This is a genomic window from Pseudomonas sp. 4CAES_32.4 (assembly GCF_058136335.1).
Window position 1 is genome coordinate 3104206 of sequence record NZ_CM176882.1, and the last position, 24306, is coordinate 3128511.

The 24306-nt window shown below is 58.5% G+C and carries 20 protein-coding genes and 1 pseudogene; 8 read left to right on the top strand and 13 right to left on the bottom strand.

Annotation, left to right across the window (positions count from 1 at the left end):
- Positions 1 to 49 precede the first annotated feature (49 nt).
- Together AC3Y64_RS13770 and AC3Y64_RS13775 are read left to right on the top strand one after the other, a co-directional pair.
- Positions 50 to 1621, top strand: a complete 1572-nt coding sequence (locus tag AC3Y64_RS13770) for a gamma-glutamyltransferase family protein (RefSeq protein WP_489987889.1) — start codon at positions 50 to 52, stop codon at positions 1619 to 1621.
- Between the two features lie 110 nt (positions 1622 to 1731).
- Positions 1732 to 2424, top strand: coding sequence for a GntR family transcriptional regulator (locus tag AC3Y64_RS13775; RefSeq protein ID WP_489987890.1), 693 nt, complete (start codon positions 1732 to 1734; stop codon positions 2422 to 2424).
- Here AC3Y64_RS13775 and AC3Y64_RS13780 read toward each other — a convergent pair.
- From AC3Y64_RS13780 to AC3Y64_RS13800, 5 genes are all read right to left on the bottom strand, one after another.
- Positions 2421 to 3647, bottom strand: coding sequence for an amidohydrolase family protein (locus AC3Y64_RS13780; protein ID WP_489987891.1), 1227 nt, complete (start codon positions 3645 to 3647; stop codon positions 2421 to 2423). The genes AC3Y64_RS13775 and AC3Y64_RS13780 overlap by 4 nt on opposite strands.
- Complete coding sequence (locus AC3Y64_RS13785) at positions 3644 to 6124, bottom strand: branched-chain amino acid ABC transporter ATP-binding protein/permease (protein ID WP_489987892.1); 2481 nt, start codon at positions 6122 to 6124, stop codon at positions 3644 to 3646. The genes AC3Y64_RS13780 and AC3Y64_RS13785 overlap by 4 nt, the downstream gene beginning before the upstream one ends.
- Positions 6121 to 6990 (bottom strand): branched-chain amino acid ABC transporter permease, encoded by an 870-nt coding sequence (locus AC3Y64_RS13790; RefSeq protein ID WP_489987893.1) that lies wholly within the window; start codon positions 6988 to 6990, stop codon positions 6121 to 6123. Before AC3Y64_RS13790 ends, AC3Y64_RS13785 begins: the two co-directional genes overlap by 4 nt.
- Positions 6991 to 6993: 3 nt before the next feature.
- Entirely contained in the window at positions 6994 to 8187 is a 1194-nt protein-coding gene (locus AC3Y64_RS13795) for an ABC transporter substrate-binding protein (RefSeq protein ID WP_489987894.1), read from the bottom strand.
- Positions 8188 to 8336: 149 nt separating this feature from the next.
- The gene (locus AC3Y64_RS13800) at positions 8337 to 9626 is read right to left on the bottom strand and encodes an MFS transporter (protein ID WP_489987895.1); all 1290 of its coding nucleotides are present in this window, start codon (positions 9624 to 9626) and stop codon (positions 8337 to 8339) included.
- 350 nt (positions 9627 to 9976) lie between these two features.
- Here AC3Y64_RS13800 and AC3Y64_RS13805 point away from each other — a divergent pair, with 350 nt between their 5' ends.
- The 3 genes from AC3Y64_RS13805 (at position 9977) to AC3Y64_RS13815 (ending at position 13795) form a co-directional block, all read left to right on the top strand.
- On the top strand, positions 9977 to 10900 hold the full coding sequence (locus tag AC3Y64_RS13805; RefSeq protein ID WP_489987896.1) for a LysR family transcriptional regulator: 924 nt from the start codon (positions 9977 to 9979) through the stop codon (positions 10898 to 10900).
- Positions 10901 to 11293: 393 nt separating this feature from the next.
- Complete coding sequence (locus AC3Y64_RS13810; RefSeq protein ID WP_489987897.1) at positions 11294 to 12613, top strand: MFS transporter; 1320 nt, start codon at positions 11294 to 11296, stop codon at positions 12611 to 12613.
- 3 nt (positions 12614 to 12616) lie between these two features.
- Positions 12617 to 13795 carry a M20 aminoacylase family protein gene (locus AC3Y64_RS13815; protein ID WP_489987898.1) on the top strand — a complete coding sequence of 393 codons (1179 nt, stop codon included), beginning with the start codon at positions 12617 to 12619 and terminating at the stop codon, positions 13793 to 13795.
- Positions 13796 to 13888: 93 nt separating this feature from the next.
- Here the strand turns inward: AC3Y64_RS13815 and AC3Y64_RS13820 are convergent, their stop codons facing one another.
- The 3 genes from AC3Y64_RS13820 to AC3Y64_RS13830 form a co-directional block, all read right to left on the bottom strand.
- On the bottom strand, positions 13889 to 16279 hold the full coding sequence (locus AC3Y64_RS13820) for a TonB-dependent siderophore receptor (RefSeq protein WP_489987899.1): 2391 nt from the start codon (positions 16277 to 16279) through the stop codon (positions 13889 to 13891).
- Between the two features lie 122 nt (positions 16280 to 16401).
- Positions 16402 to 17385 (bottom strand): FecR domain-containing protein, encoded by a 984-nt coding sequence (locus AC3Y64_RS13825; protein ID WP_489987900.1) that lies wholly within the window; start codon positions 17383 to 17385, stop codon positions 16402 to 16404.
- On the bottom strand, positions 17372 to 17887 hold the full coding sequence (locus AC3Y64_RS13830; protein ID WP_158953679.1) for a sigma-70 family RNA polymerase sigma factor: 516 nt from the start codon (positions 17885 to 17887) through the stop codon (positions 17372 to 17374). Before AC3Y64_RS13830 ends, AC3Y64_RS13825 begins: the two co-directional genes overlap by 14 nt.
- 85 nt (positions 17888 to 17972) lie before the next feature.
- On the opposite strand from AC3Y64_RS13830, the pseudogene AC3Y64_RS13835 reads away from it, so the two are divergent.
- Positions 17973 to 18110 (top strand): annotated as a pseudogene (locus AC3Y64_RS13835) (MarR family winged helix-turn-helix transcriptional regulator); the annotation flags it as partial.
- A gap of 21 nt (positions 18111 to 18131) precedes the next feature.
- Here the strand turns inward: AC3Y64_RS13835 and AC3Y64_RS13840 are convergent.
- The 3 genes from AC3Y64_RS13840 to AC3Y64_RS13850 all read right to left on the bottom strand — a co-directional run bounded on the left by AC3Y64_RS13840 (position 18132) and on the right by AC3Y64_RS13850 (position 20567).
- On the bottom strand, positions 18132 to 18677 hold the full coding sequence (locus AC3Y64_RS13840; RefSeq protein ID WP_489987901.1) for an NMCC_0638 family (lipo)protein: 546 nt from the start codon (positions 18675 to 18677) through the stop codon (positions 18132 to 18134).
- Between the two features lie 191 nt (positions 18678 to 18868).
- The gene (gene umuC / locus AC3Y64_RS13845) at positions 18869 to 20149 is read right to left on the bottom strand and encodes a translesion error-prone DNA polymerase V subunit UmuC (RefSeq protein ID WP_489987902.1); all 1281 of its coding nucleotides are present in this window, start codon (positions 20147 to 20149) and stop codon (positions 18869 to 18871) included.
- Positions 20136 to 20567: a LexA family protein gene (locus AC3Y64_RS13850; protein ID WP_489987903.1), complete on the bottom strand. Its 432-nt coding sequence runs from the start codon at positions 20565 to 20567 to the stop codon at positions 20136 to 20138. The genes umuC and AC3Y64_RS13850 overlap by 14 nt, the downstream gene beginning before the upstream one ends.
- 338 nt (positions 20568 to 20905) lie before the next feature.
- On the opposite strand from AC3Y64_RS13850, the gene AC3Y64_RS13855 reads away from it, so the two are divergent.
- Positions 20906 to 21205 carry a hypothetical protein gene (locus AC3Y64_RS13855; protein ID WP_489987904.1) on the top strand — a complete coding sequence of 100 codons (300 nt, stop codon included), beginning with the start codon at positions 20906 to 20908 and terminating at the stop codon, positions 21203 to 21205.
- 173 nt (positions 21206 to 21378) lie between these two features.
- Positions 21379 to 21744 carry a histone-like nucleoid-structuring protein, MvaT/MvaU family gene (locus AC3Y64_RS13860; protein WP_489987905.1) on the top strand — a complete coding sequence of 122 codons (366 nt, stop codon included), beginning with the start codon at positions 21379 to 21381 and terminating at the stop codon, positions 21742 to 21744.
- A 62-nt stretch (positions 21745 to 21806) separates the two neighbouring features.
- Here the strand turns inward: AC3Y64_RS13860 and AC3Y64_RS13865 are convergent, their stop codons facing one another.
- Both AC3Y64_RS13865 and AC3Y64_RS13870 read right to left on the bottom strand, forming a co-directional pair.
- Entirely contained in the window at positions 21807 to 22481 is a 675-nt protein-coding gene (locus tag AC3Y64_RS13865) for an HAD family hydrolase (protein WP_489987906.1), read from the bottom strand.
- 486 nt (positions 22482 to 22967) lie between these two features.
- Positions 22968 to 24029, bottom strand: a complete 1062-nt coding sequence (locus tag AC3Y64_RS13870; RefSeq protein WP_489987907.1) for an SDR family oxidoreductase — start codon at positions 24027 to 24029, stop codon at positions 22968 to 22970.
- Positions 24030 to 24306 lie beyond the last annotated feature (277 nt).

Below are 24306 nucleotides of genomic sequence, written 5' to 3' on the forward strand. Positions count from 1 at the left end.
TTGCTAACAAAATCTATTTCGATAGCTAGCAAAGAGAGAGCCTGCAACCATGATCGCAACCTCCAGCCGTGCGGTGATCTGTACGCCTCATGCCGAAGCCAGCGCCGCCGGCCTGCGGATTCTTGAAGCGGGCGGCACGGCCATCGATGCCATGCTCGCGGCCAGTGCCATGCTCGCTGCGGTGTTCCCGCACATGACCGGGCTGGGCGGCGATGCCCTATGGATGATCCACGACAAACAGGTGCGCACCATCGTGGGGATTGGTCAGGCCGGGCAACGTTTGCCGGAGGGCGGAGCCATTACCGTGCGCGGCCCGGAGTCGGTGGCCAGCACCGCAGGCGCGCTGGCGAGTTGGCAGACCGCCGCCAACATCAGTCGTCACGAGTGGGGCTCACGACTCGGTTGGTCTGATCTGTTAACAGACGCCGCGAACGTGGCCGATGCCGGCATCGAGGTTTCGCGATCGCAATTGTTCTGGCAAACCCTGCGGCGCCCGCTGATCGAGCAGTTGCCGGACCTGCATCGGCTGTGCAAACACGATGGGCAGTGGCTGCGCGAGGGCGATACCCTGCGCCAGCCCAAACTGGCCAACACCCTGCGGCATCTGGCCAGACATGGCGTCGAAGATTTCTATCACGGCGAACTGGCCGAAGCGTTTGGAGCAGCCTTTGATCGCTTGGGCTGCGGCTTGACGGCGGCTGATCTGGCGGCGACCCGAGCGCCGGAAGTCGCCCCGATCTCGGTCCGTTATCGCGAGGGCCGACTCTACAACGTCGCGCCGCCGAGCCAAGGCTTGTACACGCTGCAGGCCATGGCCGCGCTGCAACACAAGCCGCTGGCGGACGTTGGCAACGGCAGCGCGCTTTACTATCACTATCTGGTCGAAGCCATCAAACAAGGCTTGCTGCGGCGCAATGCGCAGCTGTGCGATCCGCTGAGCAAAACGTGGGATTTTGCCGCCAGTCTCGAGGACGCACAGGTTCGAGCGTATGCCAATGCCATTGACGATCAACGTGCCGCGCCGTGGAACGAGCCGGGGCGACCCGCCGATACCGTGTGGATGGCCGCAACCGATGCAGAAGGGCGGACGGCTTGCCTGATCCAGAGCCTGTTCCATGACTTCGGTTCGGGCTGCATACTCGGCGACACCGGCGTGTTGTGGCAGAACCGCGCGGCGGGGTTCAACGGCAACCCCGCACACGTCAACGGCTGGGCCCCCGGCAAGCGTCCGGCGCACACACTCAATCCGTCCTGCTATCTGGCGGATGATGGCCGCCGCTGGTTCTTCGGCACCCAGGGCGGCGATGGTCAACCGCAGACGCAAATGGTCCTGGCGACGCAGTTGATCGACTTCCAGCAACCGATTGATCAGGCGCTGCTGACCCCGCGTTTTCTGTTGGGGCGCAGCTTTTTCGACAGCACGGACAATCTCAAACTCGAAGGCGATATGAGCGCCACCACCATTGAAGGCCTCGGCATGCTCGGGCATGCGGTGGAGATCATCCCGGTGCGCAGCCCGATGACCGGCCACGCCGGGATTATCGCCATTGATGCCGAAGGACAGCGCAGCGCCATGCATGATCCACGGGGCGAGGGCACGGGGCTCGGCCAGTTGGACTGACCTTTGCAGTGGGCATTTGCCGGGCTCCGGCGGCTGGCGGATAATGCCGGCCATTGCCCGCCAACCGCAGCTGTGTGGATTGGCAGGCTTTCTGGACAACAGAGGTAAGGATGGGCTTGAGCACTGTCACCGCCAAACAGCTTGAAGTGCAACGCATCGTCGATGCGCTGTTCAGCGCTATCGCCCAGCATCGCCTGCCGCCGGGCACTCGCCTGATCGAAGCGCAAATTGTCGAAACCCTGCAAGCCAACCGCAACCATGTGCAGGTGGCGTTGCAGCGTCTGGCGATGCAAAAAGTGGTGACCATCGAAGCCAATCGCGGCGCGATGGTTGCTCAGCCGACGGCTCGGGAGGCGCGGGATATCTTCAGTGCACGCCGCGCCATTGAGCGGGCAATCGTCGAGGGCATCACGCCGGCAACCATGCGCAAGCAACGCCAGCGCATTGCCAACCACATGAAGAACGAACGCAAAGCCACCAATGACACCGATCGACGGGCCATCGTCCGAGAGCTCAGCGAGTTTCATCTGCTGCTCGGCGAGATCAGTGGCAATGCCGTGCTCAGCGACATCCTCGCCAACCTGATGGTGCGCAGTTCATTGATCGTTGCGCTGTATCAGCGCAATGACGTGCCTTCCTGCGCGTCCGATGAGCACCAGGAAATCATCACCGCGCTGGAAAATGGCGATAACGAAAAAGCCGTGGCGGTCATGATCGAGCATCTGGATGAACTGGAAGCACAGTTGGCGCTGGATGAAAGTGTGCCTGCCGAGTTCAACCTCAAGCAGGCATTGATTGATTAAGTCGCTTTCAGCAACGTTGCCGCCGGCCGGCTGAACGTCTGGCGTCCGCCCTTGAAACCCATCAGCGGTGCGCTTATTTCGGCGATCACCGCCGCCGGCGAAGGCGCGTCGAACACAATGAAATCGGCGCGGCAACCCGGGCGCACACCGTAATCCTTCAATCTGAGCAGCGCGGCCGACTCGCTGGACACCCACGCCAGGCATTGCAGCAATTGCGCCACCGTACCCATCTGACTGACGTTGGCGAACAGGTTAGCCTGACGGATCAACGACGCATCGCCATACGGTGTGAAGGGATTGCCGATGTTGTTGGTCGAGACCGAACACCTCACGCCGCACGCGTGCAGATGCGCCAGTGGCGCCAGCCCTCGGGGTTTGTGGTGAAACGTCTCGCGGCCCATCAAGAACAGATCGGTGCTGGGCAGGCAGGTCACTTGTACGCCAGTTTTCGCCAGATGCAGGGCAAGCACCGTCAGTGGCTCCTTGGGCAGCGCCGAGAGTTTGGTCGCGTGGCCGATGGTGACCCGTCCGCCCCAGCCGTGCAGTTGCGTGCAGCGCGCCACTTCCATGACCGTCATGCCTTCGCTGTTCAGGTCGAAATCCAGATGCAGATCCAGGTCGCAGTCGTAGCGCACCGCCAGTTCGAACAGACGCTGGATCTGCCTGTGCGGGTCGCTGTCCATGTAGGGGCAGCCACCAAGTACGCTGGCGCCGCTTTCCAGCGCCTGGCAGAGCAGCGCTTCAGTCCCCGGATTGTTCAGCAGGCCCTCTTGCGGAAATACACAGATTTCCAGGCTGATGGCCCAGGCGTAATCCCGCTGCAAACGGCGAATGGCGTTGAATCCCGTCAGGCCAATCTGCGGGTCAAGTTCAACATGGGTGCGCATGTGCGTCGTGCCTTGCACGATCGCCTTGTCCAGCACTTGCGCACCGCGCTGATAGACATCGTCTTCGGTGAACTCGGCTTTCGCCGCGCGGGTTTGCGCGACGGCTTCGGCCAGCGTGCCTTCCTGCAGATGGCAGCGCTGCATGATGCAGGCCTTGTCCAGATGGATATGGGTTTCGACCAGCCCCGGCAGGATCAACCGGCCTTGCAGGTCGAGGGTTTGCCAATCGCTGGCAGCCGGGCTGAAGGCGTCGACGAAGTAGCCATCCTCAACGTAGAACTCGCTGAGGCGATGATCACTGCCCAGACGCGCATTGATGATTTTCAGCGCGCTCATGCGCTGGCCCCTTCACCGAGATAAGCGGCGGCCAGCGCTTTGTCGGCGCGCAGTTCGGCGGAGCCGGCGGCTTTGACAATGGTCCCGGTTTCCAGAACATAGGCGCGATCCGCCACTTGCAGCGCGAGGTTGGCCATTTGATCCACCAGCAGGATGGTCACGCCCTCGTCGCGCAGGGCCGCCAGTGCGTCGTACAACTCGCCAATCATCGCGGGCGACAAACCCAGTGACGGCTCGTCGAGCAGAAGGATGCTGGGCTTGGCCATCAAGCCACGGCCCACGGCGACCATTTGTTGTTCGCCCCCGGAAAGCAGGCCTGCCGGGTTGTCGATGCGGTCGCGCAGGCGTGGAAAGCGCTTGAGGATGGCCTCGATTTCAGCCTCGGCATCGAAGGGCTCGCGACGCGAATAGCCACCCAGCAACAGGTTGTCGCGCACACTCAGATAAGGGAATACCTGGCGGCCTTCCGGCACCAGGGCCAGACCTTTGGCCGCGATGGTGCTGGCGCTGGCCAGTTCGATATTTTCGTTGTCCAGGACAATGCTGCCGCTGGTAGCGCGATGCAGGCCGGCCAGACACTGGAGGATGCTCGATTTACCCGCGCCGTTAGCGCCGAGAATCGCCACCAGTTCACCGGGATTGACCAGCAGGTTGACCTTGTCGACCACCGCTGAGGCGCCGTAATCGATGACCAGATCCTGCACGTACAATCGCGCATCACGGCTGCCGTTCCAGGCCTGCGCGCGCGGTGTGGCTTGATACTCAGTACCGCCCAGATACGCGGCGATAACCTGCGGGTTTTGCCGGATTTCCGCCGGCGGCCCCGACGCAATCGGCTTGCCGGCGTCGAGCACCAACAGGTGTTCGGACACCGCCATGACCAGCGCCATGTCGTGCTCGACCAGAATCACCGTCAGACCAAAGTCCGCCAGCTTGCGCAGCAGTAACGCCAGATCATCGGTGTCACGACGGCTGAGACCCGCCGCCGGCTCATCCAGCAACAACACCGCAGGCGCGGTGGCCAGTGCGCGGGCGATTTCCACCAGCCGTCGATCGACGTGAGGCAGATCTTCGGCGGCAATATTCACTTCGCCGCGATAGCCGACCAAGGCCAGTAGATCCAGCGCCAGGCTGCGTTGCTCGGCGGTGGACAGGCTGAATGGCAGGCCCATGCTTCCTTGCTGCATCGCCACCAGAAGGTTGTCCATGACCGACATTTCGCCGAACAGCAAAGTCGTCTGATAGGTGCGAGCAATGCCGGCCCGGGCGCTCTTCCAGGCCGGCAGCCCCGCCAGCGGTTGTTGCAATTCGATCTGGCCACTGTCCGGCACGTAAAAACCGCTGATCATATTGAGCACAGTGGTTTTACCGGCGCCGTTAGGGCCGATGATGCTGGTGATGCTGCCGGCCGGGGCATGCAGGCTGACGTGTTGCGCCGCCTGCACGCCGCCGAAGCGAATGCCGATATCGCTGACGCGCATGCCGGAATTCGGGCCACGGCTACGCAGATGCGCGGCAATGCGCTGCTGATTGAACTGCTTCGGCGGCAGCAAGCGAACCGGTTTGCTCCAGCGTCGGGCGAGGGCGCCCAGCAGACCATTGGGTGCAATCCACAGCACCAACAACAGCAGCGTGGAGAAGATCAGCAAGCGATATTCGGCAAAATCCGAGAGCAACTCCGGCACCAGCACGATCAACAGCGCGCCAATCAGCGGCCCGAACAGCCGGCCGCTGCCACCGACAATCACCGCCAGCACAAACAGAATCGACTGCGAAAACGGAAAGGACTCAGGATTGATGAACATCAGCAGCGGCGCGAGCAAGCCGCCCGCCAGTCCGGTCAATGCCGCCGACACGGCAAACGCCAGGGTCTTGCTGATCACCGGATTGAAGCCTAGCGAGCGCGCGGCAATTTCCGAGGCTTTCACCGCGAGCATGGCTTTGCCCCAACGGCTGTGGCTCAGGCGCTGAAAGAAGAGCAGGGCGCCAATCATCAACGCGGCGGCCAACAGGGCGAGGAAAATCGACGGATCGAGGCCGGCAAACTCCGGCATCGGGATGCCCATCAAACCGTTGGAGCCGCCGGTGACATCACGCCATTCGATCAGGCTGTGATGCACGACAAATGCAAAGGCAATAGTGATCATCGCCAGATACGGGCCGCTAACGCGAAGTGCAGGAATCGCCAGCAGCGCGCCGATGACTCCGGCCGCCACGCCCGCTATCGGCAGGGCCAGCCACAACGGCCAACCCGCCAAAGTCAGCAGTGCCGAGACGTAGGCACCGATCGCGTAGAAGGCGATATGGCCAAAGGAAATCTGCCCGCTGAGGCCGATCAGAATATTCAGGCTCACGCCGACCACTGTCGCCAGCGCGCACAGGGTAAACACCAGCAATGAGTAGCTGTCGAGTGTGAACGCCATGACGCCACAGACGACAGCGAGGAGGGCGATGAGCAGAGTAGGAAGGCTTTTCATACTTTCACCAATGCCCGGCTGCCGAACAGACCGTTGGGACGAATCGCCAGTGCGACGATGACCAACGCAAAGGTAAAGATCTGCGTGAAGGCCGAACCGAAATACATCGTGATCAACGCTTCCGTCAGGCCAAATAACAGGCCCGCCGTGAAGACGCCGCCGGCACTGGTGATGCCGCCGAGAATGGCCACGGCAAAGGCCTTGAGGCCGAACAACATGCCCATTTCCGCGTTGACGCTGAACAGCGGCGCAATCAACAAACCGGCCACGGCTGCAAATACCGTGGAAACCGCAAAGGCAATGGCGACCACCCGGTTGACGTTGATCCCCATCAGCATCGCTGCGCGGGGATTCTGCACGCAGGCCTCCAGCACTTTGCCCAGTCGGGTGTAACGCCGCACCAGATACAGCGCCAGGGCAATCGCCGCGCCCGCCAGTGGAATTAGCATCTGCAGGGCGCCGACGTTGCTGCCAAACAGCTCGACATTCAGGTTGGCCAGACTGCTTTCAAACTGGCGCGGTTCCTTGCCGAAGGTGAACAGGGCGAGGTTGTCCACCAGAATCCCTCCCGCGACCGTCGCCATCAGCCAGGCCTGTGATCCACGGCTGTGGAAGGGCCGTACCAGCCAGCGTTCAATTGCCAGACCATAGAGCGCACAAAGGAACAGTGTCAGCGGCAGGGCGAGCCACAGCGACCATCCCCAGTTAATGCAAAAGGTGTAACCCAGCACCGCGCCGACCATCATGGCGCTGCCTTGGGCAAAGTTGACGGTGCGCGAGACGACGTAGGTCAGGTGAAACCCTAACGCCAGCAACGCGTACATGCTGCCGAGGCCGAGCCCAGAGATGATGGCGGCGGTGTACATGGCTTACTCCTCAGGCTTGAGCGGAACGATCTGGTCGTTGACGAAGTGCGTGAACAGATAATCGTCCGGGCCTAACGCGTCATGCTTTGCTGGGGTAAAGGGTTGCTGGTAGTGCTTGATCAAGCCGTCGTAGTCGCTGATGGCGTAAAAGCCGTCGCGGATCGCCTTGCCGTCGGTGCTGCCGGCTTTTGCCATCGCCAGCGCGGCGAGGTGTAGACCGTCGTAAGCATTGGCAATGCCGACCGCTGGCGTCACGTCGGCCAGCGTCTTGATCTGCGGGTAAGCCGCTTTCAATGCGGCCAATAAGTCATCGCCCTTGGCGCTGTTGTGCTCGGTGAACACGTAGGTCTGGATGAAGTGCACGCGCGATGCATTCGGCCCGGCCAGTTCGCCAAAACGACCACCGGCCGGCCCCCAATGCGAGACGACCGGCACGTCCCAACCCATGCGATCCAAAGATTTCACGACTTGCGCGGAAGGGCTGACGTTACCGACGAGGAGGAGGGTGTCTGCACCGGCGTTTTTCAAGCGAGTCAGCTGCGGCACGACGTCGAGATCGCTGTCCTGAATACGCTCGACGCCGGCGCTGGCCATGCCACGTTTTTCCAGTGCGCGTTTGAGGCCCGCCTCGTTGGACTCGCCCCATGGATTGTTGATGAGGATCATCCCCGGCTTCTTCATGCCCCGATCTGCGCCGTATTTCACCAACGCTTCATCGACCAGTTCATCGACGGCGGAAACCCGGAATACGTAGTTATCGGCGGCGCCGTTCTCGGTGATTTTCGTGCCCGCCGCCCAGATGCCCATGAACGGCACTTTCATCTGATTGACCAGGGGCACGATGGCCAAGGAAACGGGCGTATCCAGACCACCAAACAGCACGGCGACTTTTTCGCGCTGGACCAGTTCGCGAGCGGCGAGAATGCCCTTGGACGGGTTGCTTTCATCGTCGCGACGCACCAGTTCCAGTGGACGCCCGAGCACACCGCCGCTGGCATTGACCTCATTGATGGCCATGGTCAAACCGCGAGTCAGGGCTTCGCCGGACTTGGCCGATTGCCCGGAAAGCGCGGCGACCAGACCGATCTTGATCGGCTGCTCGGCCGCTTGCGCGCCACCGAACATGGCCAGGTTGAGCGTGACTGCCGCAGCCACGGGAAACAGTAGACGCTGCAGGTTTTGAAGCCGAGTAGCCATAGTTGATTCTCCTGATTGCTAGCAGTTATAAAATTATTGCTAGCAAGTAGGGTGCCACTCGGTTTGGCGATCAAAACTCCGGCTTTTGCAGTGTTCTGTGGCGGGTTGGCGCTCCAAATGAAGGCGGTCTGCACCACTCGGAAGCGCGTTTATGGCTGCGGCGAAGGTTCTCCGCTCAGCGCATCGACCATGGGCGGGTGTTCCTGCACGGCCTGACGCAAATCTTCGGTCACCCGCAGCTCCGCACCGGTCGGCGAGAACGTGGCCGCCGCTGCAAACGGCGCGGGATTGGCCGGAACCGGGCGCTTGCCGCGTCGCCAGAGGAAGAACGTGACCATGCACAGATTGACCAGGGCAAAGACCCAGAACAGACCATTGGCGCCGAACGAATTCATGACTGGCGAGATCATCATCGGGCTGATCGCCGAGCCCAGTGAATTGATCAGCAGCAAGCCCTGAATCATCGGCACCAGGGCTTCAGCCGGGGCACGGTCGGCGGCATGGCTGACGGCAACCGGGTACAGCGCAAACACGCCGCCGCCGAGCAAAAACAGCGTCGCGGCGAGCATCGTCGAGGACAACGGCAGCAAGACGATCACCAGCGACAGTACGGTGCACGCCACCGTCAGAAGGGTCAGCACCTGCAAACGATCCTTGCGATCAGACCAGCGTCCGACCGGGTATTGCAGGAGCATCGCGCCGAGAATCGTCCAGGCCATCATGCTGCCGACTTCGCCGACATTCAGGCCGGCGCGTTGCAGGTAAAGCGGCAGCAACGTGTAGATCGCCGCGATGGTGATACCCGAACCAAAACAGCCCACCAGCCCGGTGGGCGTCACGCCCAGCAGTTGCCGTGGCTTGAGTGGTTCAACCTGATCGAGCAATGGCGACACGCGCGGCAGGATCACGATCGGCAGCACCGACAACGACGCGAGCATGCCGGCAACCATGAACGGTGCGCTGTCGCTCAAACCGGTGATTTTCCCCAGCGTGGCCTGGCCCAACACACCGGCGCCGTACAGGACGATCATGTACAACGCGAGCAAGCGCCCGCGAATCTTCGCGTCGCCCGCCAACAACAGCCAGCTCTCGATCACCAGAAACACACCCACCGTCGCCCAGCCATTGATCAGGCGCAGCGCGAACCAGCCCCAGGTGTCATAGAACAATCCCTGCAGCAGAATGGTCACGGCGATCAGCGAGGCAAAGCTGCCGTAAGCGCGGATATGGCCGATGCGCAGAATCAAGCGATCGTTGAACACAGCACCCAGCGTCAGACCGATGAAGTAAGCCGAAGAAACGATGCCGATCATCGTGGTCGACGCCCCGGCGGCGTCCAGTCGAAGGGTGGTCAGGGAAGACAGGAAACCGTTGCCCAGCGCAACAATAAACAGCCCGAGCAGGGGCGCCAGCGCCATGGCCAGCAAACGCGGAGACATAAAAACCTCTAGAGATCCAACAGCAGAACGTGCGCCTCTGCGCATGCGATTGCCAAGCCGAAGTGTGTGGTTGTGCGAGTGCCTGCCGAACGGGCAGGGCGGTAGAACAGGACACACGTCAGCGAGGTGTGGCCAGCCATTCAGGTACGCGTTGTGGGTTCAGTGATGCTCAACTGTCGTCGTTAGCGCCAGCAAGAGCGCGCGGGATTCTACGGCTTGTGCGGAATTTGCCAATAGCTGTCTGCTGCGACGTTAGGACGCAGGCAGCCCAAAAGCTTATGACTTAACGGGTAGCTGCTGGCGGGTATCTTGCTTTATGGTTGGCGCCAAATAAAAAGCGAGTCACCGCCGTGAAATTCCATCAGATCAAAGCGTTGGTTGCGATCAACCAATGCGGCAGCATCAATGAAGCCTCGCAGATGCTGCACGTCACCCAGCCCGCGCTGAGCCGTTCCATCAAGGATCTGGAGCGCGAGTTAGGCCTGACCCTGCTGCAGCGTTCCTATAAAGGCATGTCGTTAACCGACGAAGGCCGGCGAATCATCCGTCATGCGCACATGGCGGTCGAGAGCATGCGGCGCCTGCAGATCGAAGCCGACAATATTCATGACATGGCCGTGGGCGAGGTGGCCGTCGGCGTCACGTCACTGACCGCGATGTTGCCGGGTTTTGAAAAGTGCATCACTGATTACCAGGCCAAGAATCCCCGCGTGCGGATCAAACTCATCGAGTCGCGCCCCAGCCACATCGTTCAGCGTTTGCGCGACGGCACGCTGGACTTTGCCCTGACATCGCAACAGAACACTCAGCGCTTGAATCTCGATTGGGAAGCCCTGCATCGGATACAGGGCACGGTGGTGTGCGGGCCGAACAATCCATTGCGCCATTCGCCGTCATTGCGGCAATTGCAGTACGCCAACTGGATCAGTCTGGACGAAGTCGACGACCGCTCTTCGCAGTTCTACCAAATGTTCGAAGTCAACGATATTCATCCGCCGCAGAAGGTCATCGAATGCGCGTCGTTGCTGCTGGCCTTGCGTTTGGTGGACAGCGCCGATGCTTTCATGACGCTGAGCAATCTGGCGCTGGGCAACGCGTTGCCGCCGGGACGGGCGCCGGAGCTGGTGCACGTTGAGGTCGAAGAAGTGATTCCCGAGTACCCGATTTACCTGGTGTGCATTGACCGGCACTCACTGACGTCACCGGCCAGGGATCTGTTCTACGGTCTCAAATCCAAACTGGCCGCTGAGTCATTGGCAGAACCGGCGTACTGACTAGAAGTGGTAGTACATGCCGACCGCCACGTTACTGGGATCGTCACCGGTTTTCTCAAAGCGACGAAAATGGTCATTTTTTGGATGGTTATGCCCAATGGTTAATTTGCTTGGCAATGGCCACCGCGTTAAGGGCCGCAGGCGAGCGCTACAAGCTCGGAAAACCAGTATTCGCTCCGATGTGGTGGCCGAATCGAGCGCAATCCATGGCGGGCATTGGTGCGCTGCTTGTCTTGAGGCAGTCATGCGGCACTGTTATAGGGCGCATTCAAAGGACCAGGCGCGACTTGATTAACCATTGGTTAATTGCCTGCAAAAAGCGCAAGTGATTCGTCTTCGGAGTTACCCGATAGTTGGCGTCGAATAACGCGAATAACAATTCGGAGAGTTCCCATGACGACCGTGCACTCGGACACTTCCCTGGCCACCGGAACGATGCGTTCCAGTCCGGCCACCACCGAATCGAGAAAGGCCACTGTGGCGTGTGCTCTGGGCAATGCCCTGGAGATGTACGACTTCACGATCTACAGTTTTTTTGCCGTGATCATCGCGAGGAATTTTTTCCCCGCGCAGTCGCCGGTAGCGTCATTGCTCATGTCGCTGACGGCGTTTGGGGTGGGCTTTCTGATGCGTCCGGTCGGGGCGATGGTGATTGGCCGGTTCGCCGATAGAAAAGGGCGCAAGGCCGCACTCACCCTGACCATTGCCCTGATGACATTGGGCACAGCGCTGATCGCATTTGCCCCGACGTATCAGCAAGCCGGGGTCTTGGGCACCATACTGTTGGTGCTTGGGCGGCTGACTCAAGGGTTTTCTGCCGGGGGAGAAATCGGCACCGCTTCGGTGTTGATGATGGAGTCATCGGCCCCCAACCGCCGCTGCCGCAACGTCAGTTGGCAGGCTGCGAGCCAGGGTTATGCGGCCCTGGTGGGGGCGGGCATCGGTCTTCTTTTGAGCAGTGTCATGAGCACGCCGGATCTGGAGGCGTGGGGCTGGCGCATCCCTTTCGTTATCGGTTTGCTGATTGGCCCGGTCGGCTGGTACATCCGCCGCTGCCTGCCGGAAACCCTTGAAACGCCCGCGATCAGCCCCGTGCCATCCACGGTCCGCAAACCTGGCTGGCGCGAGGTGATCGATCTGCGCAACACCGTCCTCGCTACAGGTCTGATGGCGAGCGCCACCATCGGCATGTACCTGTTCATTTTCTACATGCCGGCGTATCTGGTCACCACCCTGCATTATCCGCAGCGCAGCGCCCTGGCCATTGCCTGCGTTGCAGCTGCGTGTCTGGCAATCATCACGCCCATTGCCGGGCGCTATGCCGACCGCAATGGTCTGCGCAAAAAACTGTTGGTGTGGACGATCACCCTGCCAGTCATTGCGGCCTGGCCAGCGCTGTGGCTGTTGTCGCATACCACTGACTTGTACCTCGCCATGTTGATCGTCGCACTTCTGGTATTGCCCGGTTGCGTGGGCTCGGGAGCGTTTTTCGCGATGATCATGGAAGCCTTCGCCAAGCCGCATCGCGGGCTCGGCACCTCAGTGAGTTACAGCTTTGGCGTAACCCTGTTTGGCGGCTTCTCACCTTTGATCGCCACTTGGCTGACCTCGGCACTGAATACCCCCACGGCCCCGGCGTTCTACTTGCTGGCCGGCGGCGTGGTCAGCCTGTGCTGCCTGAAACTGTTCCCGGAAAACATTGGAAGAGACTAAATCATGCGCAATCCATACATCGAAACCAGCCTCAGCGACGCCGAACTGCAAACCTTCACTGCACTGCGCCAGCAGATTCATGCGGCGCCTGAACTAGGAGGCGAAACACCCAACACCGCTGAACTGGTCGCCGCCAAACTGACGCAATGGGGCTATCAGGTGCATCGCGGCATCGGCGGTCATGGACTGGTGGGCGTGCTGCAAAGAGGAGAGGGCACACGCAGCATCGGACTGCGCGCCGACATGGACGCGCTGCCCATGCAGGAAAAAAACACCTTCGCGCACGCTAGCCAGATTGCCAATCGCATGCACGCCTGCGGACACGACGGCCACACGGCGATCTTGCTGGCGGCGGCCTATCGCTTGGCGTCCGACGTCGAATTCAACGGCACCCTCAACCTGATTTTCCAGCCCGACGAAGAAGGTTTGTGCGGGGCCAAGGCGATGATCGACGATGGCCTGTTCCTGCGTTTTCCCTGCGATGCGATTTTCGCGCTGCACAACATGCCCGGCGCGCCCGTGGGCACCGCCGTGGTTCAAGCGGGACCGACCATGGCGTCGTCCGAACGGGTGTCGCTGCGCATCACCGGTCAAGGTGGCCACGGCGCCATGCCGGAAAAAGCGGTTGATCCGCTGTCTGCGGTCGCCAGCCTGATCAATGCGATCCAGACCATCAAGTCGCGAAACCTCGGCCCTGAGGAATACGCGGTGATCAGCATCGGCATGCTGCAGGCCGGCAGTGTCTACAACATCATTCCTGACGAAGCCAGCATGCTGATCAGTGTGCGTACCGACACGCCGCACACTCAGCAAAAAATCAACCAGCGGCTGGAACAGATCGTCCGTGGCCATGAACAAACCTTCGGCGTGAGCATTGAAATGGAGATCACCTCGCTGGCGCCGGCGCTGATCAACCACGAGACCGAAACGCAAAGGCTGCGCGAAAGCCTTGCGCCGATCTTTGCGCCTGGCCAGTTGCACAGTCGCGGGCCGAAGGTGATGGGTACCGAGGATTTCGCCTGGATGCTGGAGCAGGTGCCGGGGTGCTATTTCATGCTGGGCAATGGTGAGGGCGAGTTTCACGGCTGCTCCGTGCATAACCCGCATTATGACTTCAACGACCAACTGATCCGGTTGGGCGCTGATTGCTGGGTAAAACTGGTGAAAGATTTTCTCGTCTAGACGCTGGCCGATGTCGTTTCTAGCCAGACGTTGCTGCACGTGCGCCCGTCAGCGCCCGTGCAGACTACGAAGGGATATGGCTTAAGTCCCCGCTTACCAGTTGTAACTCACCTTTGCGGTAATTTCGCGACCCGGGTTGTAGAAGTTCGCTGTGCCGGAACCGACTACGTGCTGCTCATCCAGCAGGTTGCTGACGTTCACCGCAAGGTCGGTGCCCTTGGCGATCTTGTAGTTGAAGGCGGCGTCGAACAGCGTGGTGCCATCGCTTTTGTCGGAGTTAGCGGCATCGAAGTAATAAGAACCGACGTAGCGCGCACCCAAGCCAACGCTGACATCGGTGTTTGGCACGTCGTAATAACTCCAGAGCGAAGCGGAATGCTTGGGTGCCGTGGCGAACTCATTACCCTTCAGGGAACTGCCGTCGTACAACGAGCCGCGCTGTACCTCGGACTCCATGTAGGAATAGCCACCGATCAGGCTGAGGTTCTGCGTCAACTGCGCCTTGGCCTCCAGGTCGAGGCCTCGCGCCCGCGACTCGCCCACGGTCTGTTGCTCAATGATGCCGCTCGGCAGCACCACGGCGATGGTGACGTTTTCCTGGGTCAGGTCATAAACGGCGGCGGAGAACAGCGCGTCGATCGCCATAGGCGAATACTTCACGCCCACTTCGTACTGCCTGCCCGTCTGCGGTGTCACGCCAACCTGCGGCGGCGAAACGGATTCGACCATGCTCACATAGGTGGACACCTCATCGTTGACGATATAGGTCAACGCACCTCGATAGGAGGTTTCGGAGAAGGTGTCTTTCTCAGTGGACGCCAAGCCTTTGCTGGTCAGGTCCATCGAGTCGTTGCGCACACCCCCGGTGACGATGAAACGCTCGTAGAACGACAGGTTCTGCTGCAGGAATACAGCCTTGGTGGTCGCGTCACGCTTGTTGACGGCATACGGCGCGATTGAGCGTGAAACGCCAGTAAACACCGGGTTGGCGATGTCAATCGAGGTCGTCGGAGAGTAGATCGAGCTTTCCTTGGTGGTCGAATCGAGGTACTCCACGCCCACCAGGCTGCTGCTGTCGATGTTCTCGAAGCGGGCATCGTATTGCAGCATCAGATTGCCGTTGAACTGGTCGGCTTCGCTGTCTGTTCCGAACTGATAGCGGTCAACGGTGGTACCGACACGTGCGGCGCTGTCACTGAGGTAAACGTAGCCAAAATCATCGGTCAACTTGCTGTAACGCAGATTGCTGCGCAGTACGAAGCCGTTGTCGAAGTCATGGGTGATGTTACCGCTGAGGCTGGTGCGCTCAACGTCGTGAAAGTTGTAGCTGGGCTCGCCGTAAAACTTGCTGCGGTCGTATTCCCTGTCCAGCGGATAGCCACCGCTGTTTGGCGAACTTTCGGTTTTCAGGTAGTCCAGAATCATCGTTGCCGACGTGTAATCCGTCGGCGCCCAGGTGAGGCCACCCATAAACAACTGGTTGTCGTCCTGCGAGTGATCGTATTCGCGGTCACTGTTCTGGCCTTTGGCCGTAAAGCGGCCAGCCAGGGTTTTCTCGTCGTTCAGCGCATCCCCGACATCGATGCCTGTCTCGACATGGTCAAAGGAACCGTAGGTCACATAGCCCTGGCCGAACTTTTCGAAGCGCGGCTGTTTGCTCACGAAGTTCACCGAACCCCCCGGATCCGCCGGGCCAAACAGCGTGGAGTTGGCGCCACGCAGAATCTCGATACGCTCATAAGCGAAGGGATCTTCGCGGACGCCGCGCATCGAACTCAGGGTCAAGCCGTCACGGTAAGTGGTGGCCTGGAAGCCACGGATCTGGAAGTAGTCGTTGCGGTCGTCCGTGCCGTAGAAGTCAGTGATCACGCCTGGCGTGTATTGCAGCGCTTCTTCCGTGGTGCTGACGCTGCGCTGCTCCATTTCCTTGCTCGTCACAACTGACACCGAGGCGGGGGTGTTGAGAATGCTGGTTGCCACTTTGCCGCCAACCCAGAGTTCCTTGGCGACCACCGAGTTAGCGTCGTCGTCGGCACTAACCTTGACCTTGGCATTGATGATCAGGGGCGCGAGGCGGTAGTCCTCGATGTCGGTTGAACCGAGTTCCAGCGGGCCGGCCGGCTTTGGTTGAGGTATGAGTTGGTAAGCGGTCGGGCCTTGCTGTTCGATCTGCAATTCGCTTCCCTGCAACAACGTTGTCAGGGCTGCCGATGTATCGAAGGCGCCTTTTACGCCTGCTGTTGTGCGGTTCGCTACGCTGGAGGCATCGAAGGAAAGACTGATGCCAGCCTCGCGCGCAAAGCGGTCAAGCGCCGGCGCCAACGGACCGGCATCGATATTCCATTGCTGGAGCTGATTGCGGTGTTCAGCGCTCGAAGATTGCGCCAGCGAGGGAAGGGCGTAGCTGCTGACGATCAAACCCAGAATCACACCGTGTACGGCGTGGCTCAATGGGTTGCGCTGTATAACCGGGGACGGACTCATTCTCTCGCTCCAAGGAAGGGTATCGGCAGATTGGCCTGTAAAGTCGGCCTTCCTTACAAGTCGAGCGAGAATGAGAATTCACCTCATTAAATTTCTCAAATTCGAGAAAAGTGCGAATGGACTCAGCTGGCGGCGGTTAACGTCACCCAGTAACGGGTCCGATAATCAATGTGCAAGTGCAGTGATTGCGCAACCAATGCCAGTACCTGATCGTTGTCGGCGAGCTGAAAGGTGCCGGAAATTCGACGATCAGCTACCTCTTCGGCGCATCGCAATACCCCGGGACGGTAGCGCGACAACTCGTCAACAAAGTCCCTGAGGCGCATATCGCGCACGCTGATTACCCCGTCACTCCAGCTCCAGAGATCAAGGCCGTTATCCCTGTACTCACGTGCGCCGCTTGATGTGAACAGCAACTGATTCTTGGCCTGGACACTGCTGCCAGCAGCCAGAGGTTGACTGGCTCCCGGAAATACCGCGACGGTACCTCCTTGAACCGAAAGCAGGGTGCCGTCGTCACGCTCCCACGCCAAGAACCGGGCGCTCTGAGCACGCATGACCCCATCGCGTGTTTGTACCCAAAAAGGACGTGCTTGCGCCGCGTGTTCATCGGCGCCGACATTCACGATGATTTCACCACGCCGCAGAATAATCAGGCGTCGCTGTGCGTCAAAAACGCTGTCGACGGCGCTGTCGCTATTGAGCTGGATAAGGCTGCCATCATCGAGCTGGACGCGTCGTTGCTCGCCGGTACTACTGCGCTGCTGCGCGAGCATCGCCGGCACGGGTGTGTAATCCCGACCGAGCCAGGCGGCTGCGCCGACAGTGGCCAATAGGCCGAGCAGTTTCAGGCTTTCTCGTCGTTGTATGCCATGGTGGGCGCCATTCAGGGTGTGTCGGGACAATTGCGCTGGCATGCCGGCGAACTCATCCCCAAGCGCTTTCACACGCTGCCATGCCAACACATGCTCTGGGCGCTGCTGCAGCCAGTGCTCAAAAGCGCGCTGTGTTTGCTCATCTGGCTGATTGAAGCCAAGGCGCACTTGCCAATGGATCGCCTGATCAACCACGGCCGGATCCAGCGCCTGCGACTCACGCCTCGACATAACGCAAGCGATAGCAATGTTGCAGGGCCGTGGCCAGGTCGCGTTCCACCGTCGCCCGGGAAACACCGAGCTTTTCGGCAATTTGCGGGCAGGTCAAACCGTCGAGTCGGGCAAATAAAAATGCCTGGCGAACTCTCGGTTTAAGCATGTCGAGCATGCGGTCTATCCGCTCGAGCGTATCGAGAATCTGCAGTCGGCTTTCTTCCGAGGGCACTTCGTGTTGAGGCAGCAACGCGACGCTCTCCAGGTAGGCGCGTTCGAGTTCGCGACGACGGTACTGATCAATCATCAGTCCGCGGGCGATGCTGCTCAGATAAGCACGGGGTTCACGCAGCGGGCTTGACTGACGGGACTTGAGCAGACGCACGAACGTGTCCTGGGCCAAATCTGCGGCGTTATCGCGACAGCCAATGCGTCGGCTTAGCCAGCCGTGTAACCACGAGTGATGGGTGCGATAGAGCAGCCCTAGATCTGCAATAGCTAATGGATCGTCGCTGCGCATCGGCATCCCGGAAAGCACGTGATTGATAATGACTCGCATTCTATCCGTGCGATAGGTCTCAGGCAAATGTGATGTTGATCGGCGCTTCTGGCCGAACAAACTCGCCACCGGAGCCTCCCAGTGCTACCGCAAACACTTCGGAATCGGCGTGGTTGAATGGCAGATGCTGTCAATGCTGGCGGTTGAATCCGGCATCACCGCCAATTGTCGTTGCGGTGCGATTCTTTGCACGCAGTGGTTGCTTCTATTGGCTGATGATTGCTGATGAGCCAAGCACTTGAAGTTGTGCGGATTCAGATGCGGTAGTGGTGATGGTAAACAACATTTTTCGTGTCGCGCCTGGAACTGACCATTCGTAGGAAAGGGTCTGAGTTCGCCCATTTGGGGGTGATTCCGTTCGGTCGTTTTTTACCAGCGTTGAGGAAAACGGAGGTGGCGGATTTGCGACCATTCCAGTGAACAGCTTGATAGCGGTCTCCGTATTTGCTCGGCGGACATGCAAGGCACAAAAATTCTTGCCGCTAGGAAGCGTTAACACAAACGTTCCGTACTTGTCTGGAACAGACCAAGCGTCGCCAGGATCACCTGCCAGAAACAGCGCAGCCTTTTCGGGAGGAAGGCTAGGGATCGGCCTGAGCTTTTCTCGGAGTGCTTCCAGGTTTGGAAGGTTCTTCATGCAGAGCGCTGCGTAAATTTTGGCGAACGAGTTGGCTTGGTCATCACCTTCGCTGCCAAGGCAAACATTCGTACTTAGCGTGAAAATGAGTAATGTTGCGAAAAATTTGGACATGCGAACCTTCCCTGGAGATATCACGATCAAGCTAAGCATTGTTTCACAAAGTTGGCATCCAAATCATTTGTCCCCCTATAAATGCAGAGAGCAGGAAGGTTCGAAACTCAAATTAAAGCGTTCGCTTCTGGCGGAAAACTGTCGATACGATGGCCCGCTCATGCAGGCTGCCGTGCGCTTTCAACGACCTATTACCTGGCCATGACTGCCCACAACTGATCAACCTTCGTTGTGTAGCTCTGACTCATCAACTCCCGGCGCATAGCCCAATCCGGCGCCGCCGGCACGCTGGCCAGGCGAAGAACTCCCTTACCCCAACGGCCATTGATTTCATCCAGCACGGTCATCACCTTGTCCGCCGTAACAGGCTGGGAATGCGCAAACAGGTCATCAGTGAATTCCCCCGGCTGGCGCAAATCCATCAGCAGAACCTCCGCCTTGCTGTACTTGAAGCCTGGGCGGAAGAGGCGATTGACCGCTTCGGTTGCAGCCTTGGTCATGAGTCGAACGTCGTTTGTCGGGTAGGGCAGTTCGACGAGTGCGCCGTTCGCGTACTTCGCTTCTTCGGGATTGAACATTCCTGTTCTGATGCTCACGCGGATCTTCTTGCACAGCGAGTTCTGCGCTCTGAGCTTTTCCGCCGCGCGTTGGGTGTAGGTGGCGACGGCCTCCTTGATCGGCTCGATCAGCGTGAGCCGGGTGCCGAACATCCGGCTACAGCAGATCTCTTGCTTGGGAGGGTCAGCTTCACCCAGTTCCAGACAGGAGGTGCCGGCAAGCTCCCGAGCAGTCTTCTCGATTACCACACTGAATTTCTGCCGAAGCATCCACGGATCGGCTTTCGCCAAATCCATGGCCGTCTTGATGCCCATCGTTTCCAGGTTTACCTTCATACGCCTGCCGATGCCCCAGACCTCGCCGACATCGGTGTTGCGCAGCGTCCAGTCGCGTTTGAACGGGTCGCACAGATCCACCACACCACCGGTGATATCCAGCAGCCGCTTGGCGGTATGGTTGGCGAGCTTCGCCAGGGTTTTGGTGCGGGCAATACCCACCCCGACTGGAATCCCCGTACGCTTGAAAAGAGTGGAACGCATATGCCGCCCAAAAGCACATAGATCGCCTGGGACGCCGGTCAGATCGGCAAACGCCTCGTCAATGCTGTAGACCTCGAGCGCTGGCACCATCGATTCGATGATCGTCATGACGCGTTCGCTCATATCGCCGTACAGAGCGTAATTACTGCTGAAGGCCACGACTCCATGCCGGCGAAGGTGATCTTTGATTTGAAAGTACGGCTGGCCCATTTTCACGAAAGGCTTGGCGTCGTAGCTGCGCGCGATCACGCAGCCGTCGTTGTTGGAAAGCACCACGATAGGTGTCTTTGCCAGGTCGGGTCTGAACACTCGCTCGCAGCTCGCGTAGAAGCTGTTGCAGTCAATCAGGGCAAAGACTGGCTCAAGTGTTTTCATGATTGCGCACGCTGTATTTCACCACACCCCAGATCACCAGCTCATCGCCCTCCATGACATGCCTTGCCGGGTATTTTGAATTCTCTGACAAAAGCATCACGGCGTTCTCGCGCAGAAGCAGACGCTTGCAGAAGGGCTCGGAATTGAGTGCTGCGATGACAATATCGCCGCTGACCGCATCGATGCTCCGATCAACGACCACCAGATCCCCTGAATAGATGCCGGCGCCTTGCATGCTGTCCCCATCAATTCTCACCAGGTACACGTGTGGCGCGCGGATATCGAACAGCTCATCAAGGGAAATGTGCTTTTCGATGTGATCAGCTGCAGGGGAGGGGAAGCCCGCCGGCACCCTGGATGAATAGAAGGGCAGCTTCCTGCCGCCAGACGCGAGAGGGCCGAGGATGGTGATGCTCATGATGCAAGCCTTAGAAGGGTGACTGTACGTATATACAGTTAACGATTTGCTTCGCTTGCGGTCAATCTTGTAGGTAGGACAATTCGACGGGTGACACCCTGTGCGGGCGCTACTCGATCTACGAATCGATGGCTCACTACCTCAAGGAGCTTGCGCCAAAGCAGTTGGTGACACTTTGGCCAGCCGAGCGGTACAACATTGCGCCTTCTACGATTGCCCGAGCTCGATCCAGGACGTGTTTTAACCAACCTTGGCGGGCGTGTGAACTGCCGACATTTGGAACGACCCACTGTGCCCGTAAGTCTACCTGTCTCTGCTTATTGGTAAGGTACAGCGCAATGGATAAGACAATCACCGTCGATCAACTGGCTACCACCGACCTGACATCAATCAACGAGATATGGCTCGGCGAGACTCATACCCAGCTATGCCTATGGCGTGGTGAACAAGTCTTCACCCACGAGATGATGAGCGAGGGCACCCACGATCAGAATGTTCGACGCCTGTGCTTGCAATTAGTCGACCCTGACGATCAAGCCGCCGTTGTAAGCGTTGAGTTGATCGTGCGCGAACAGCTAAAAAGGATGGGCAAGGAGGGCGAGTTTTATCCGGCTGAGGCGGCGGATACTCATCAATAAAAAAGGGAGCATCGGCCACTCACAGGAAATCAATTCGGGGCCTATTGTCTGTCGCTTGGAAACAGATATTAATATCGGATGTCAGTCTGAAAGACTTCAGGTGCTACTCCTTATACGTGCTGGCCGTGATTTATCGTGTAACCTTCTGCTATTACTCACATCGAGAATTTCTTATGTCTAAACTCGCCGAATTCCGTCAGCTCGAAAAACATCTCGCCGAACAACTCCAAGCGCTCGAGGCGCTCAAGGGTGATGCTGGTCTCAAGAAAGAAATTGAATTCGAAACCAAACTGCGTGATTTGCTCGCGAAATATGGCTACAGCCTTAAGGACGTGGTCAACCTTCTTGATCCGCAAACAGGTCGTCGCGCTCCAGCCGCTGAGTCCAAAACCGGTACTCGCAAGCCTCGCCAGTTGAAGGTCTACAAAAATCCGCACACCGGCGAAGTTGTTGAAACCAAGGGTGGTAATCACAAGACGTTGAAAGACTGGAAAGCTGAACATGGCTCTGCGACTGTCGAGTCCTGGTTGGCCAAGTGATTTTGGTTTAAATACAAAAAGGGCCTGACAAGGCCCTTTTTAGTTATCGTTTTTTAGTCAACTCACTGACGGGAAGCAACCTCGTCCAAGTGCTGCAGCAGTGCCAGAGGATCCTCGTAGACTCGGAGTGCACCTGCACGTTCAAGCTCTCCTGTGTCATAACCGCCTGATAGCAGCCCTATACCGGTGGCCTTACAGCGTCGTGCGGCAAGCATGTCCCAGATGGCGTCGCCGATTACCAAACAATCTTCGATGGGTACGTTGAGTTTGCTTGCGGCGGCGAGGAAAAGGTCTGGATCGGGCTTGCCATACTTCACGTCATCACGAGTGATGAGATTGACCTCCGCGATATCCAGTCCTAATGCCTTCAGATTTATCGCCGCAGTGTCCATGCCACCGCTGGTCGCAATACACCACTTGAGCTGATCGCGGTTTAGAGTATCGAGAAGCTCTACAGCGCCAGGGAGAGCAGTTATCTGGCCTTGCAGATCCTTGTAGGCTTTATCATGCTTATCGCTCAGCCTTTTAGCCTGATCCGGTTTGATCTCCAAGCCGGTCTCACGGGCTAACATCTTGAGCATCAGCCCGCCGCTCATACCGATTTTTCTGTGAATTCGCCACATGGCCAGCGGTATGTCTTCTGAATCCAGCGCAGTTTTCCACGCAAAGACATTCTGGTAAACGCTGTCTGTCAACGTGCCATCCAGATCAAATATGAATGAGGTTTGCTGGCGCATACGTGACACCTCCATTAAGCAAATTTCAGGTAGTAGATGTCGCGTCCTGGAAATATTGGTCGCATCGAATACCAAGAGAGCTGACGTTAATCCTTGAGTCTTTCCAAGTCGGCTGGGCCGGGTTCGACACGTGGTTCGTCGCCAAGGAACTCATCTTCCCCGAGATTCGATGCATTCAATTTTTCGAAAGCATAGAACCTGAGTCGTTCAGTCTTTCGCAAATCTCGAAATGCAGGAACTACAACGCATGAATACCACTGCGGTCACCCGATCCATTGAGCCCGGGGTCCACTGAAGTTGACCGATGAAGGAGGAGGGGATTGACGAACTGCCGGATAACGAAGGTGAGCGTCCGCTTGATCGAGACACTGATCTCTTTGTGCGTCACAAAAAAAGACCCGCGATGGGGGCGCGGGTCAGGAAATACTAAAGGAGCTGTCACAACCGTACACTCGCCAATGTGAAATTATCGTGATGGGACACGACCTAAGGTATCAAGCGCATCTCGCGAAGTTTGTCGAACACGTCGAAAAATGCCTGATCGCTTGCTTGATACGCAGTGAAGCCCATTGCACGGCTTTTCGACATATCCGTGACAACTTCGATGGGTCGACCGAGATCTGCATCTGTGTGCCATGGGGACACCAGGCGATCAATATCAGGTTCCTTCAAGCCGTGTTCCGCAACCATTTGCGTCCATGCAGCCTGGTCGTTATCCATCTGCTTCTCGAGCGGCGAAAGTGAAGCGGGATAATCGGCAGCAGGCAAGTCGAAGTAGTCGGCAATTCGGCTCCACATCCATGTCCAACGGAATACATCGCCATTAGTGACGTTGAATGCTTGATTAGCCGCAGCCGGCGTGGTGGCCGCCCACAGTTGTTGTTTCGCCAACTGCCGGGCGTCCGTCATATCGGTAAGGTTGTCCCACTGAACTTTTGATCCTGGAAAAACAAATGGGCGATTGGTCTGTTTGCAAATAGAGGCATAGACGGCGAGGGTGGTTGCCATGTTCATCGCATTGCCTACAGCAACCCCGGTGACGGTATGCGGGCGATGAACGCTCCACGTGAAGCCGTCTTTTTCAGCAGCGGCGAAGAGTTCGTCTTCTTGGGCGTAGTAGAAATTCTCGACATCCAGACGACCCTGATCTTCGCGAAACGGTGTCTGCGGAAGGCTGCCCTTACCATAGGCTTCGAATGGGCCGAGGTAGTGTTTCAGGCCAGTCACCAGTGCTACGTGCTTAACACTCTTGGCAGGACGAATGGCGGCCAGCACATTGCGAACCATGGCGGCATTGACACGAATGTTCTCGGCCTCCGTGGCTTGCCGTGACCATGTGGTAATGAACACATGAGTGGGTTTCAAATCTGCCAGCGCCTGTGCCAGCGAAGCAGGATCCTGAAGGTCTGCCGCGACAGGTATCACGCCTTGCACTGGCGACGGGTGCCTCGAGAGCGCGGCGACCTGCCACTGGTTCTCGATGAGTAACTGAGTGATGGCGCTGCCGACGATGCCGCTGGCGCCGACGACCAAAGCTGTCTGGGTCATACGTTTCTCCTGGATTTAGGTTTGGGAGTCCACGTAAGCAACAGAGGTTCAACCTGAACCGGATCCGCATTAGCCTGGCGAGTTGCGCTCAACGACAAGAAGGTGATCGAGTCCGCCTCATTAGTTTTGAAACTCGAGAGTCACGAGGAGCTTTAGGCTATTCATGTCTGTTCCCACTAACCTACGCAATTTTCCCAACCCTTTGTTTCCCGTCACCCTCCCCACGTAATCTCACAAACTACCGATTTTTAGAAAAGCAAATTTCACAGGTTTGTGA